The 12533-nt window shown below is 44.2% G+C and carries 13 protein-coding genes; 9 read left to right on the top strand and 4 right to left on the bottom strand.

From position 1 onward, the window contains the following. Positions 1 to 57: 57 nt before the first annotated feature. Together QOZ98_RS12620 and QOZ98_RS12615 are read left to right on the top strand one after the other, a co-directional pair. Positions 58 to 702, top strand: a complete 645-nt coding sequence (locus tag QOZ98_RS12620) for an amino acid ABC transporter permease (protein WP_308787780.1) — start codon at positions 58 to 60, stop codon at positions 700 to 702. Continuing rightward, positions 699 to 1427 carry an amino acid ABC transporter ATP-binding protein gene (locus QOZ98_RS12615; protein WP_308787779.1) on the top strand — a complete coding sequence of 243 codons (729 nt, stop codon included), beginning with the start codon at positions 699 to 701 and terminating at the stop codon, positions 1425 to 1427. The genes QOZ98_RS12620 and QOZ98_RS12615 overlap by 4 nt, the downstream gene beginning before the upstream one ends. A 236-nt stretch (positions 1428 to 1663) precedes the next feature. On the opposite strand, the gene QOZ98_RS12610 is transcribed toward QOZ98_RS12615, so the two are convergent. From QOZ98_RS12610 to QOZ98_RS12600, 3 genes are all read right to left on the bottom strand, one after another. Continuing rightward, complete coding sequence (locus QOZ98_RS12610) at positions 1664 to 2488, bottom strand: transporter substrate-binding domain-containing protein (RefSeq protein WP_308787778.1); 825 nt, start codon at positions 2486 to 2488, stop codon at positions 1664 to 1666. A 237-nt stretch (positions 2489 to 2725) separates the two neighbouring features. Continuing rightward, a complete protein-coding gene (locus QOZ98_RS12605) occupies positions 2726 to 3166 on the bottom strand; it encodes a peptidylprolyl isomerase (RefSeq protein WP_142827393.1) in 441 nt (146 codons plus the stop codon). A gap of 78 nt (positions 3167 to 3244) precedes the next feature. Further along, positions 3245 to 4036 (bottom strand): SDR family oxidoreductase, encoded by a 792-nt coding sequence (locus tag QOZ98_RS12600; RefSeq protein WP_308787777.1) that lies wholly within the window; start codon positions 4034 to 4036, stop codon positions 3245 to 3247. A 157-nt stretch (positions 4037 to 4193) separates the two neighbouring features. On the opposite strand from QOZ98_RS12600, the gene QOZ98_RS12595 reads away from it, so the two are divergent. Next, on the top strand, positions 4194 to 5180 hold the full coding sequence (locus QOZ98_RS12595) for an NAD(P)/FAD-dependent oxidoreductase (RefSeq protein ID WP_308787776.1): 987 nt from the start codon (positions 4194 to 4196) through the stop codon (positions 5178 to 5180). A 46-nt stretch (positions 5181 to 5226) separates the two neighbouring features. Here the strand turns inward: QOZ98_RS12595 and QOZ98_RS12590 are convergent, their stop codons facing one another. After that, on the bottom strand, positions 5227 to 6726 hold the full coding sequence (locus tag QOZ98_RS12590) for a BCCT family transporter (protein ID WP_308787775.1): 1500 nt from the start codon (positions 6724 to 6726) through the stop codon (positions 5227 to 5229). Between the two features lie 397 nt (positions 6727 to 7123). Between QOZ98_RS12590 and QOZ98_RS12585 the strand changes: the two genes are divergently transcribed. The 6 genes from QOZ98_RS12585 (at position 7124) to QOZ98_RS12560 (ending at position 12379) form a co-directional block, all read left to right on the top strand. Next, positions 7124 to 7936, top strand: a complete 813-nt coding sequence (locus tag QOZ98_RS12585; RefSeq protein WP_308787774.1) for a LysM peptidoglycan-binding domain-containing protein — start codon at positions 7124 to 7126, stop codon at positions 7934 to 7936. Between the two features lie 219 nt (positions 7937 to 8155). Continuing rightward, the gene (locus QOZ98_RS12580; protein WP_308787773.1) at positions 8156 to 8911 is read left to right on the top strand and encodes a gluconate 2-dehydrogenase subunit 3 family protein; all 756 of its coding nucleotides are present in this window, start codon (positions 8156 to 8158) and stop codon (positions 8909 to 8911) included. A gap of 19 nt (positions 8912 to 8930) precedes the next feature. Then, a complete protein-coding gene (locus QOZ98_RS12575; RefSeq protein ID WP_308787772.1) occupies positions 8931 to 10643 on the top strand; it encodes a GMC family oxidoreductase in 1713 nt (570 codons plus the stop codon). Positions 10644 to 10660: 17 nt separating this feature from the next. Continuing rightward, positions 10661 to 10885, top strand: coding sequence for a twin-arginine translocase TatA/TatE family subunit (gene tatA, locus QOZ98_RS12570; protein ID WP_308787771.1), 225 nt, complete (start codon positions 10661 to 10663; stop codon positions 10883 to 10885). Between the two features lie 10 nt (positions 10886 to 10895). Next, positions 10896 to 11735, top strand: coding sequence for a twin-arginine translocase subunit TatC (gene tatC, locus QOZ98_RS12565; RefSeq protein WP_308787770.1), 840 nt, complete (start codon positions 10896 to 10898; stop codon positions 11733 to 11735). A gap of 170 nt (positions 11736 to 11905) precedes the next feature. Further along, positions 11906 to 12379, top strand: coding sequence for a GNAT family N-acetyltransferase (locus QOZ98_RS12560; RefSeq protein ID WP_308787769.1), 474 nt, complete (start codon positions 11906 to 11908; stop codon positions 12377 to 12379). Positions 12380 to 12533 lie beyond the last annotated feature (154 nt).

Genomic DNA, 12533 nt, shown 5'->3' with positions numbered 1-12533 from the left:
AAATGAATGCAGCGCGCAGGGGTGCGCTGCATTTTTTTATGTAAAGGGGATAGGTGTATGGATACAATTGTTAATGCTTTTCCGTACTTAATGGAAGGGCTGCAAGTCACACTGTATATTTTTGCTATTGCCATCGTCTTCGGATTTCTAATCGGCTTGGTTGTGGCACTTTTCAGATTGGCACCATTGAAAATTTTGAACTGGATTGCCAAAATCTTTGTTGATGCTATACGAGGGACGCCGTTTATCGTTCAGCTCTTCTTTATCTATTTCGGTTTGAACTCGCTTGACTTTATATCTTTGGATAGTACTACTGCTGGGATCGTCACAGTGGCCATTAACGCGGGTGCCTATTTCTCGGAAATTATCCGTGCAGGCATTCAGTCAATTGATAAAGGGCAAACAGAAGCGGCACGTTCTCTGGGCTTGAATTCAACACAGAACATGCGCTATGTCATTTTGCCGCAGGCATTCAGACGGATGCTGCCAACCATTACCAACCAGGCGATTATTTCATTAAAGGATACGTCCCTGTTATCGGTTATTGGGGTTGCAGATTTGACGCAGGAAGGCCGAATTCAGGCCAGTGCAACATTTGATGCCTTTAATGTGTACTTGATTCTGGGAATTATTTACTTCGTCATCATATACTTGCTCTCCATGCTGGCGAGCTTTGTAGAAAGGAAGTTTGTCTTACGATGACTATGATCAGAGTAGAGAATTTAAAAAAATCATTCGGCAATCTGGAAGTCATTAAAGATATGAGCACTGTGGTGGAAGAAAAAGAAGTCATTTGTGTGATTGGGCCATCAGGTTCAGGGAAAAGCACATTTCTTCGCTGCTTGAACCGGCTGGAAGAAATTACGGGTGGACATGTTTATATCGAAAACGTAGACATTACAGATCCAAAAGTAGATATTAATCAAATTCGTCAGGACGTCGGCATGGTATTTCAGCAGTTTAATTTGTTTCCTCATAAATCGGTGCTGGAAAATGTTGTTTTGGCACCAATGAAAGTAAAGAAAAGCGACAGAAAAGCCAGTGAGCAAAAGGCTTACGAATTACTGGATAAAGTCGGATTGCGCGAGAAAGCGAAGGCTTATCCGGGCGAGCTGTCCGGCGGCCAGAAACAGCGCGTTGCCATTGCCCGCGCACTCGCAATGGATCCGAAAATTATGCTTTTTGATGAACCAACTTCTGCGCTTGATCCGGAGATGGTAGGGGATGTACTGGATGTTATGAAGCAATTAGCGCGTGAAGGAATGACGATGGTCGTTGTGACGCATGAGATGGGATTTGCCGCTGAAATGGGTGATCGCGTACTGTTTATCGATGGCGGTTATATCGTGGAAGAAAACGTGCCAAAGGAATTGTTCGGCAATCCGCAGCATGAGCGGACCAAAGCGTTTTTAAGCAAAGTGTTGTAAAAAATGCGCCTGCGGGCGTATTTTTTTGTGGTGTTTTACCGGTAGAATCGTAAATTAGAAGCAACAGATCGTATTTAGCTTGTTATGAATCGTATTTGTCCTGTTGCGGACCGTATTTCACACTCAACGGATCGTATTTCAAAATCAGCGGCTTAACCAACCTTAAAACGGCAAGTGAAACCGGCCTGGATTCTGATCCAGGCCGGTTTCATGTAGACTTTCAGAATGCGCACGGTTTACGGGATGTAATACTTGTTGAGAATTTCTTCGTATTGTCCGCTATCGCGCAATTCCTGAAGGCCTGCATTGATTTGTTCAAGCAACTCTTCATTTTCATCTTTTAATACCGCAATGCCATATTGTTCATCAGTCAACCGCTCTTCTACAATTTTAATCTCCAAATCTTTAGTGCTCATTGCATAAGCTACTACCGGATAATCCTCCACGATGGCATCTAAATGACCATTCTCCATTTCCGCAAACATGGTTGGGCTTTCATCGAAGCTGGAGATTCTATAGCCGAATTCCTCACTATTGTCATGAAGAAACTTGGATCCAGTAGTGCCGTTTTTTACACCTACAATTTTTTCTTCCAAATCTTCTACTGAATCAATATCGGCATTGTCCACGGCTACTGCAAGAGCCAATCCGGCATCAAAGTAAGGCTCAGAAAACTCAACAACTTCTTGCCGTTCCTCGGTAATGCTCATGCCTGCAATCGCAATGTCCAAATCACCCGCTTCCAAAGCGGGGATGATTTCATCAAAGTTCATTGGACTGAGTTCAATTTCGAATCCCTGGAGTTCCGCGATGGCATTGATCAATTCAATATCAATTCCTGTGTATTCACCGCCTTGTTGAAATTCAAATGGAGCATACGAAGTGTCAATTCCGACAATATACGGCTGTTCTTCCGTGCTCATTGTTCCTTCAACATTTTCAGTTGTTTCTTCCTCAATAGCATTCCCACTTTCTTCTTCAGATTGTCCATTTTCCTGGGTGCACGCGGCAATGACCAAAATCAGGGCTATAAGCAGCAGTAAGAAACTGAATTTCTTCACTTTACTCACCCCCTGTCTGATAAATCTCTCACGCTTAATATATCACTAATTTGATGTAATATCACTAATTTGATTCAATTTTCTAACAATTGTTTTCTCTTTTAAAAGCCCAGTTTACTCTGTACTTGAATTGCGCAGTAAAGTGACAGAGTATACTTAATAAAGCTTAGTTTCTGAAAGAAAATAACCAAAAAAACGGCCTGGATCAAGGATCCAGGCCGGTTAAGCTTATAAGGCTTATTCTTCGTCAAAAACGTGAACTTTAGTCATTTTGTCGCCGTTGCTCATTGCTTTGGCAGTTTCAAGTCCTGAAGTCACTTGTCCAAAGACAGTGTGAACGCCATCAAGGTGCGGCTGTGGTGCATGAACGATAAAGAATTGGCTTGAGCCAGTGTCTTTGCCGGCATGCGCCATCGATAAGCTTCCTGCTTGGTGCTTATGCGGGTTGCCTTCAGTTTCGCATTTGATTGTTTTGCCGCTGCCGCCAGCACCAGTGCCGGTTGGGTCGCCGCCTTGGCTTACGAAGCCGGGAATTACGCGGTGGAATGTTACGTCATTGTAAAAGCCTGAGTTTGCAAGCTCTTCAAAGTTTGCAGCTGTGTTTGGTGCTTCGTTCGGGAAAAGTTCGAATTCAATGATTTCGCCGTTTTCCATGTGGATGTGTCCTTTTTTCGCCATTCTAAAAACATCTCCTTTATAATTGGTTCATTTTCCAGTATATCGATTTTTGGGTTGGCTGTATAATGATTTGGCACATTACAGTGCTTTTAATGAACCGCCTTCTATGACCAGTGACTGTCCTGTCAAATAGGAATTGGCCGCAGAAGCGAGAAAAACGACAACTTTAGCGAATTCTTCGGGATCACCATAGCGGCCGGCTGGAATATTGGCTTTGCTTTTTTGGATAATCTGCTCAATCGGAACGCCTTGTTTGTCTGCTGCAATCTGATCCAGTTCTGCTACCCGGTCTGTGCCAAACCGGCCAGGTCCGACCGTGTTGACCAGAATATTGTCTTTTGCGACTTCACGTGCCAGCGTCTTCGAAAAGCCCACCATTCCTGCCCGGAAAGTATTGGACAAGATCAGGCCGTCAATTACTTCTTTTGTCGAAGAAGAAGAAATATTAATGATGCGTCCGAATTGCTGTTTCTTCATATAAGGGAGCACTGTGCGCGAAGTTCGGATGTAGCTCAGCAGATTTTGATCAAACGCCTTGTACCAGTCGGCATCTTCCACTGCGTCAAATCCGCCCGCTTTCGGACCGCCCGTGTTATTAATCAATACGTCAATTCGACCAAATTGATTGACGACAAATTGAAAAATTTCCTGTATGTCCTGTTCTTTGGAGACGTCGCAAACATGGGAGAACACTTGCTGGTTTCCAGAAGCTTCTTTTATTTCGGCGGCAGTTGCATCAAGTGATTGCTGGCTGCGGCTTGAGATGATGACGGTTGCGCCTTCCTTGGCAAATTCGAGGGCCGTCGCTTTGCCTAAACCTTTGCTTGATGCCATAACTACTACGACTTTTTCTTTGATTCCTAAATCCATTGTCCTCATCCTCTCTAGTCTATCCATTCTTCAGTTTAAGGATAAAAGACGGATAATTCAAACTTTTATTTTTTGAATTTCCGCCATAAGTCCAATGGCGTGAATACGGGGTAAATATGATAGGATATAGATATTGATTAGATTAGGAGTGTTATAAATGGAAGAACGCGAAGTTTTTGATATTACAATTATCGGCGGCGGGCCAACTGGCCTGTTTGCTTCCTTTTACGGCGGTATGCGCAAAATGAAAGTAAAGATTTTGGACAGCCTTCCGCAGCTTGGCGGTCAGCTGACTGAGCTGTATCCGGATAAGTTCATTTACGATGTAGGTGGATTTCCAAAAGTGTTAGCGAAAGACCTGGTGGATAACCTGGTCCAGCAGGCGAAATACGGAGATCCCGAAATTTGTCTGGAAGAAACCGTTACAGCCGCAGAGCGCCACGAGGACCACTTTGTGATTCAGACAGATAAAGGTCTCCACTACACGAAAGCGATTTTGCTGACTGCCGGCGTTGGTGCATTCCAGCCCCGCAAACTTGCAGTTGAAGGATGCGAAGTGTTCGAAGGCAAAACACTTCACTATGGTGTGAAAGATCTGACTCTTTTCAGCGATAAAAAAGTCGTCGTTTTAGGCGGCGGGGATTCAGCAGTTGACTGGGCGATGATGCTTGAAAATGTAGCATCCCATGTGACTTTGAGCCACCGCAGAGACAAAATGACGGCTCACGAAGCCAACATTGATACTTTAATGGAATCAAAAGTAGAAGTGAAAAAGCCATATGGCGTTAAAGAGCTGGTTGGTGAAAACGGTGAGGTCAACGAGCTAGTGTTGATTGACAAAGAAGGAAACGAAGAGCGCCTTGATGTAGATCACGTTATCGTCAACTATGGCAATATCACTTCACTAGGCGCCATTAAAGAGTGGGGACTCGAGATGGATAAAAACTCGGTCATCGTCAATTCCAAGATGGAAACGAGCATTCCCGGTATTTATGCAGCAGGGGATATTGCCACATATGAAGGCAAAGTCAAGCTGATTGCCGTAGGCTTCGGTGAAGCGCCGACTGCCATTAATAACGCGAAATCCTATCTGGATCCAAAATCTAAAGTGCAGCCTCTGCACAGTACCAGCGTTTTTAAATAACAAAAAATAAGAGCCGGCACATTTTTATGTGCCGGCTCTTATTTTTTTAATGCCTTTTATTCTTTTTGGCTAATGGATCATGAGAAGCCGCCTTGAGAAAGGAGACGCCCATTAAAATGATAACGACCGAAAAAGGCAGGGCTGCAATGATCAGGGCATTTTGCAGTCCCTGCGTGCCGCCAGTATAAATGACGATGGCAGCAACAGCCGACTGGATAAGCCCCCAAGTGATCTTGACCAAGTTCGGCGGATTCAACATGCCGCCAGTTGTTTGCATGCCGAGTACGAACGTAGCCGAATCGGCGGAAGTGATAAAGAAAATCGCGATGACAAACAACGTAATAATAGAAAGTAAAGTACCGAGTGGATAATATTGCAACACCCCGAATGTTGCTGTTTCTAAACTGTATTCGGAAATTTTGGCGATATTGTTTTGTTCAAGGTTTAATGCAGAAACCCCAAATACCGCGAAAAAGATGAAGCATACCAGTGAAGGCACCAACAGTACACCGAGCATAAATTCTTTAACTGTCCGTCCGCGGGAAATGCGGGCGATGAAAATGCCGACAAACGGTGCCCATGAAATCCACCATGCCCAGTAAAATACTGTCCAGCCATCTACCCATGCCCGCCGCTCTTCATTAATTGGCTCAAGGTTAAAGCTCATGGAGAAGAAGTTGTTCATGTAGCCGCCGATGGCATCAGCAAACGAGTTGAAAATATAAAGTGTTGGTCCAACAATCAATAAGAGCAAAAGCAGAACAAAAGCAAGAACCATATTGATATTACTCAAGTACTTGATGCCGCGTCCGATCCCGGAAGAGGCAGAGGCAATGAAAAGGACTGTTGCAACAGCAAGTATCAGCATTTGGAAAGCAAATGTATTCGGTGTGCCGAATAAAAAGGAAATCCCTTCATTCATTTGAGCAGATCCGAATCCAAGCGTTGAAGCGACGCCGATTACTGTTGCGAAGACCGCCAGCGTATCTATCAGTTTTCCAAGTGGTCCGGCCATCAGTTTTTTGCCGAATAAAGGAATCAGCGTTGCACTGATTAAACCTGGGGCGTCGTTGTGAAACTTAAAGTAAGCCAAAACGAGTGCAACGATTCCGTATACGGCCCATGCATGCAGTCCCCAGTGGAAAAAAGAGAATTGCATTGCTTCCTGAATTGCCTGATCTGACCCCAGTTCAGCGTTTGGAGAACTGATGAATGCGTGTGAAATTGGTTCGGCTGTTGTCCAAAAAACCAACCCCATCCCCATGCCTGCACTAAATAGCATGGCAAACCACGATACGAGAGAAAATTCAGGTTTGTCTCCAGGCTTTCCTAACTTCAAATTAGCAAATCTTGAGAATATTAAGTACACGCAGAAAATCAGAATTAGAAAGACTGTCAGAAGATAATACCAGCCAAATGTACTGGAGATGGCTGCTGTCAATTCGCCTGTCTGTGTCTGGAAGCCTTGAGGTGAAGCCAGTCCCCAAGCAACCAGGCCAATGCAAATTATTAATGAGATCCAAAAAACCGAAGTGATATTTTTCAAGTGACTTCCTCCTTTCATTTTCTATAAACAACTTTTTAATATTCCCTCATATATAGGGGATAAACTGTCTAAGCACAATTTCTTGTTTAAGAAGTTGGAGCAATGATTTTATTTGCCGGCAAATCAAAACTGTTGAATAGCTGCACGGTTTTTTTGCTGGAGCAGCAATAATGGAAAAAAGTTGGTTCTATCCAATTCGGCTCATTTGCCTTCAGGCATTTAAATTAAGGTTCGGAATTATAAGACTTCGCTGCAAATTATCAGTTTTATTACAGCTTGTAATAAAGTGAACAATTGTGTCACGAAATTGTTATGTTCTATCTGCCATTCTGTCATGTTCCTGAAATGTCGAGGTGTTATGATCATTCCTGTTAGTGAAAAGGAGGAATTTCAATTTATGAAAAAGCAAATCGTTACACTAACTGCTATCGCAGCGTTAAGTGTGGGAGCAGCTACGTCAGCTAGTGCTTCATCATCGTATACAGTTCAATCAGGAGACACTCTCTGGGGAATTTCACAAGATAAGAACGTATCAGTAGAAAGCTTAAAAGGATTAAACAATTTATCCTCAGACTTGATCTTGCCGAGCCAGGAACTTAAAGTTGATGGGCAAGCAGCATCAGAAACGAAAGCGGACAACTCAACATATACAGTAAAATCTGGCGACACATTATTCGAAATCGCTAGTGCACACGGAATTTCATTGGACAGCTTAATCAGCTGGAATGGCGTTTCCGGACACCTTATTTTCCCGGGTGAGCAATTGGTTGTCAAAGGCGGAACTGCAACAGCAGAAAAAGCACCAGCTAAAACTGCAGCAGCGCCAGCAGCACCTGCAAAATCAGCGGCACCAGCTCCAACGCCAGCACCAGCAAGTGCTCCTGCAGAAAAAGCTCCTGCAGCAGCTTCAACACAATCTGGTAAAACCATGACAGTGTCTGCAACAGCTTATACTGCATACTGTGCAGGATGTTCAGGAACTACAGCAACTGGAATTGACCTTCGTTCAAATCCAAACCAAAAAGTAATCGCAGTTGATCCTTCAGTAATTCCACTAGGCTCTAAAGTTTGGGTTGAAGGTTACGGAGAAGCAATCGCTGGCGATACTGGCGGCGCAATCAAAGGAAACAAAATTGATCTATTCATTCCATCACAAGATGCAGCTCTACAATGGGGCCGTAAAGACGTTACGATCAAAGTTTTAAACTAATACCATAATGCTACACAGCCGAGGTGTCCATTCCCTTGGCTTTTTTGTATACATAATTAAGTTCAAGGCAGTCCTGAAATTTTTGGGGACTGCCTTTTTTTAGGTTGGAAAAGTTTGTTATAATTTTCTGTGAATTTATGAATACGAATCTTTTGAAAGGGTATAGTAGTTAATATTCGAAATATTCTAAACTTTAATCATCATAAGGGGGACAGCGTAATGGCAAAAAAAGAAAAGAACTTTTCGCGGCGCGACTTTTTAAAAACTTCAGGTATTGCAACGGGTGCATTGATCGGCGGAGGAATTATCGGCGGGTTGATCGGCGCCAATACCAATCAGCAGAATGCGGGTTCAACTTCTGCACCCGGCACGCCTGAGGAGTCGATGGGGGCACCAGGAGGAGTAAGAGGGCTGACCTTCTTTAAAAACAACGCAGAATTTGAAATTCTGAATCAGGCCACGGAACGGATTTTTCCGGAGGATGATTTAGGTCCGGGAGCCATTGGATTAGGTGTCGCTTATTTTATTGATCAGCAACTGGCGGGCAGTTATGGCGAAAATTCAAAAGAATATATGCAGGCACCTTTTTATGAAGGGGAATCTACTCAAGGTTATCAAAGCCGCTTAAAGAGAAATGAGATGTTCCGGCAGGGCATTCAGTTAATGCAGCAGGAATCTCAAAGCCGTTTTAACGCAAACTTTGTTGATTTGGACGGCGGACAGATGGATGAAATTCTGACAGCTTTCCAGGAAGACGAGATCCAGATGAAGGGGACAACATCGCTGTTCTTTTTCAGGCTTTTAAGGCAGGCAACCCTTGAAGGCGCTTATGCAGATCCGATTTACGGCGGCAACCATAATATGGACGGCTGGCGCATGAAAAGTTTCCCAGGCCACCAAGCTGCTTATATCAATGAAATCGACAGTGAAGACTTTGTGGAAATTGAACCTCAGTCTCTGGGCATGGAGCATTAACTGAAAAGGGGGAATTTAGATGGTAACGACTTTAGACAGCGTTGATGTGGTGACTGTAGGTGTCGGGTGGACGGGCGGAATCATCGCCGCCGAATGTGCGAAAGAAGGGCTCAGCGTGGTGGGACTGGAACGCGGGCGTGAACGGGGAACGGAAGACTTTAGCATTGTGCACGATGAGTACCGCTATGCAATCCGTTATGAATTGATGCAGGACTTATCAAAAGAAACGATTACTTTCCGTAATAGTCGACAGCAGCGGGCATTGCCGATGCGCCAAATGGGATCATTCTTATTGGGTGAAGGATTGGGCGGATCGGGAACGCATTGGAATGGCCAGAATTGGCGTTTTCTTCCTTATGATTTTCAGATTAAAACCATGACGGATGAAAAATATGGCGCCAACAAGCTGCCGCCTGAATATACTATTCAGGACTGGGGAATCACATACGACGAACTGGAACCGTATTTCGATCGGTTTGAAAAAACCGCTGGCATTTCCGGTGAGGATAATAATCCGTTTTGGGGTCAGCGTTCAAGTCCTTATCCAACTCCGCCAATGAAAAAGACGCCGCTTTTACAGCGTTTTGAAACAGCGGCCACCAATTTAGGGCTGTCGCCATTCATGATGCCATCTGCCAATTTGTCTGAAGCATACGAAAATCCGGATGGCCAGCAAATTAATGCGTGCCAATACTGTGGCTTCTGTGAACGCTTTGGTTGTGAGTATGGGGCGAAAACCTCTCCGGAAATCACCGTCGTTCCAACTGCCAGAGAAACAGGCAATTATGAAATCAAGTTTAATGCCAATGTGGTTGAAGTCATGAAAGAAGGCGATCGTGTCACAGGTGTCCGCTATTACGATACAGAAACTTTTGAGGAATTTATCCAGCCGGCAAATGTTGTTGTTCTGACAAGCTATATGCTGAACAATGCCAAGCTGTTGATGGTGTCCCAAATTGGTGAGCAGTACGATCCGGAAACGGGTCAGGGAACACTTGGGAAAAACTACGCGTACCAGATTCTTCCCGGAGCGTCCGGTTTCTTCGACGAACAAATGAATACCTTTATGGGTGCTGGAGCTCTTGGAATGACTGTTGATGACTTTAATGGAGATTCTTTCGACCATGCGGATTTGGACTTTATACACGGAGCCAGTTTATCCATGACCCAGACCGGCTTGCGGCCAATCTTGCACAATCCGATTCCACCGGATACCCCTTCCTGGGGAGCCGATTTTAAGCGAGCATCAATTGAAAACTACACTAGAACTTTAAATGTTGGCGGACAGGGAGCTTCCATGCCTCATAGAGACAACTATATGTCGCTGGATAGCACTTATAAAGATATTTATGGCGTTCCGTTGCTGCAATTGACTTACAATTTTACTGATCAGGATCGTGCGCTTCACAGTTACCTTACGGAAAGAGCCGGCGAAATCATGCAGGAAATGGGGGCAACTACAGTGGTAGCTGGAAGTCCAATTTCTGATTACGATATCGTTCCTTACCAAACTACCCACAATACGGGAGGGACTATTATGGGGGCAGATCCAGCTACCAGCGTAGTTAATAACTTCCTGCAGCATTGGGATGCGGAGAATCTGTTTGTTATAGGAGCAGGGAACTTTGCCCATAACGGCGGCTACAATCCGACTGGCACTGTTGGGGCACTGGCTTACCGCTGTGCAGAAGGAATAATTCGCTACAGCCGTGAAGGCGGATCGCTTGTTTAAAAAAGGAGGAAAATAATATGGGTGGATTAGCTTCAATTGGTGTACCAGGTTTGATTATCATATTGGTCATTGTCCTGATTATATTTGGACCGAAAAAATTGCCGGAAATCGGTGGAGCGGTAGGAAAAACTTTTTCGGAATTTAAGCGTTCAACTAAAGGCTTGATGGACGATGATGACGACGAGACCGTGAAAAAAGATACTGTGGAAGAAAAGGATCTTAAAAAATCTGAGAAGCTATGAAGGTGGTTAGATGGATCCGTATGGAGACAGAAACTTAACAAGTCCTTTGCGTAAAAAAGCGGTGCAGACAGAAAAACCTGCGGAAAAAGTGCCGGAGCCCCCCATTGAAGAGCCAGAGCCGCCTGCAGAGGAACCAGGCGTACAAGTAGAAACTTTAGTTGACCATTTAGGAGAACTGCGGAAACAGCTCATTAAAAGTGCGCTTGTTTTCCTGTTCTTCCTGCTGGTCGTATTCTCGACTTTAAACTTTTGGTTTCCCTACATCGTCAAAGGCAACAACCTGGTTATTCTAGGGCCATTAGAGGTCATCAAATTCTATACGTCCATATCTGCAACACTGGCCTTGGGATTGTCTTTGCCATTTTTGATTCATTTCATCTGGCAATTTGTGAAACCCGGCCTGGAAGAAAAAGAAGCACGTTTTTTGGGTCTTTATTCGCCGGTCATGTTTTTGCTGTTTGTTTTGGGAATTGCTTTTGGTTACTTTATCGTCAACCCTTTAAGCTTTCAGTTTTTAATCGGTATGGGAATGGCGAATTTTGATGTAATGATTTCCGCGAATGAATACATTCATTTTTTGATCATGACAACGGTTCCCCTCGGCTTGCTTTTTGAAATGCCAATTATCGCTTTGTTTTTATCGTCTATTGGCGTATTGACGTCTGTTTCGATGAAGAAGGTCAGAAAATGGTCCTATCTGGTGCTGGCTATTGTTTCGGCATTGATCACCCCACCGGATTTTTTGAGCCAGCTGCTGGTCCTTATTCCGATGGCGGGCCTCTATGAAGCGAGCATTTTCATCATCAAGAAAACAGAAGATAGGAAATCGGCAATTGAAGATACAGTTTGATATACAAAACAGGCTGCAGTTTAGGACATGCAGTCTGTTTTGCGTTTGTGTTGAAAGAAAATTCTGATATTTATTGGCAATCGAATCTCAACTGCTATACACTGAAAGAGCAAGCTAATGGCAGGAAATCCGCAAGTGGAAATGGTTATCCATAATGAGGAGGATGCGACATGGCAGTAGAAATCAAAGAAATCCAGGACTTACAGCAAGTAGATGTTTCAAAGCTGGTGGAAGAAAGTGAAGCAGAGGGCTATCGTTTTTTGAGAAGGCTCGTCGACCAGTACGAAGATGGAAGCAATACATTTAGTAAAACAGGCGAAGTGCTATACGGCGTATGGGACCATCATAATCATCTAGTGGCAATTGGCGGTTTAAACCGCGACCCTTATTCCACTAAAGAAGGCGTTGGCAGGCTGCGAAGATTTTATATTTCTGCAAATGCCCGCCGGCAAGGAATCGGAACGAAATTATTGCAGCAAATTCTAAAAGATGCACATGGACATTTCCGCGAACTAGTTGTCCGGACAGACTCTTCTTCAGCGGATGCCTTCTACAGAGCGAATGGTTTCTCAGGAGATCTTGGCCTGCCGGATGCGACTCATGGCATTGTTTTGGAACAGGAACAAAGAAAAAAGGCAGAGTAAGACCCCCGGTAAAACGGCTTGCTTCGGCAAGCCGTTTTGTTTTGCTCTGAATTATTTGCACAAGCCGGTCCCGTGTGCTGAAATGTGTGGTAACGTAAAAAGAGGTGGCAGTGTAGTGCCTAAAAAGAAGGAAACTGCTTGTATTGAAAAAGCT

The organism is Planomicrobium stackebrandtii, from assembly GCF_030814955.1.
GTDB lineage: Bacteria > Bacillota > Bacilli > Bacillales_A > Planococcaceae > Planococcus > Planococcus stackebrandtii.
This window is presented reverse-complemented; position numbering and strand designations above follow the sequence as displayed.

Excerpts from the sequence above, each read along its gene's own strand:
- QOZ98_RS12585 (WP_308787774.1), top strand. The coding sequence starts at position 7,124 with ATGAAAAAGCAAATCGTTACACTAACTGCTATCGCAGCGTTAAGTGTG.
- QOZ98_RS12615 (WP_308787779.1), top strand. The coding sequence starts at position 699 with ATGACTATGATCAGAGTAGAGAATTTAAAAAAATCATTCGGCAATCTG.
- QOZ98_RS12575 (WP_308787772.1), top strand. The coding sequence starts at position 8,931 with ATGGTAACGACTTTAGACAGCGTTGATGTGGTGACTGTAGGTGTCGGG.
- tatC (WP_308787770.1), top strand. The coding sequence starts at position 10,896 with ATGGATCCGTATGGAGACAGAAACTTAACAAGTCCTTTGCGTAAAAAA.
- QOZ98_RS12620 (WP_308787780.1), top strand. The coding sequence starts at position 58 with ATGGATACAATTGTTAATGCTTTTCCGTACTTAATGGAAGGGCTGCAA.
- QOZ98_RS12560 (WP_308787769.1), top strand. The coding sequence starts at position 11,906 with ATGGCAGTAGAAATCAAAGAAATCCAGGACTTACAGCAAGTAGATGTT.
- QOZ98_RS12605 (WP_142827393.1), bottom strand. The coding sequence starts at position 3,166 with ATGGCGAAAAAAGGACACATCCACATGGAAAACGGCGAAATCATTGAA.
- QOZ98_RS12595 (WP_308787776.1), top strand. The coding sequence starts at position 4,194 with ATGGAAGAACGCGAAGTTTTTGATATTACAATTATCGGCGGCGGGCCA.
- tatA (WP_308787771.1), top strand. The coding sequence starts at position 10,661 with ATGGGTGGATTAGCTTCAATTGGTGTACCAGGTTTGATTATCATATTG.
- QOZ98_RS12600 (WP_308787777.1), bottom strand. The coding sequence starts at position 4,036 with ATGGATTTAGGAATCAAAGAAAAAGTCGTAGTAGTTATGGCATCAAGC.
- QOZ98_RS12580 (WP_308787773.1), top strand. The coding sequence starts at position 8,156 with ATGGCAAAAAAAGAAAAGAACTTTTCGCGGCGCGACTTTTTAAAAACT.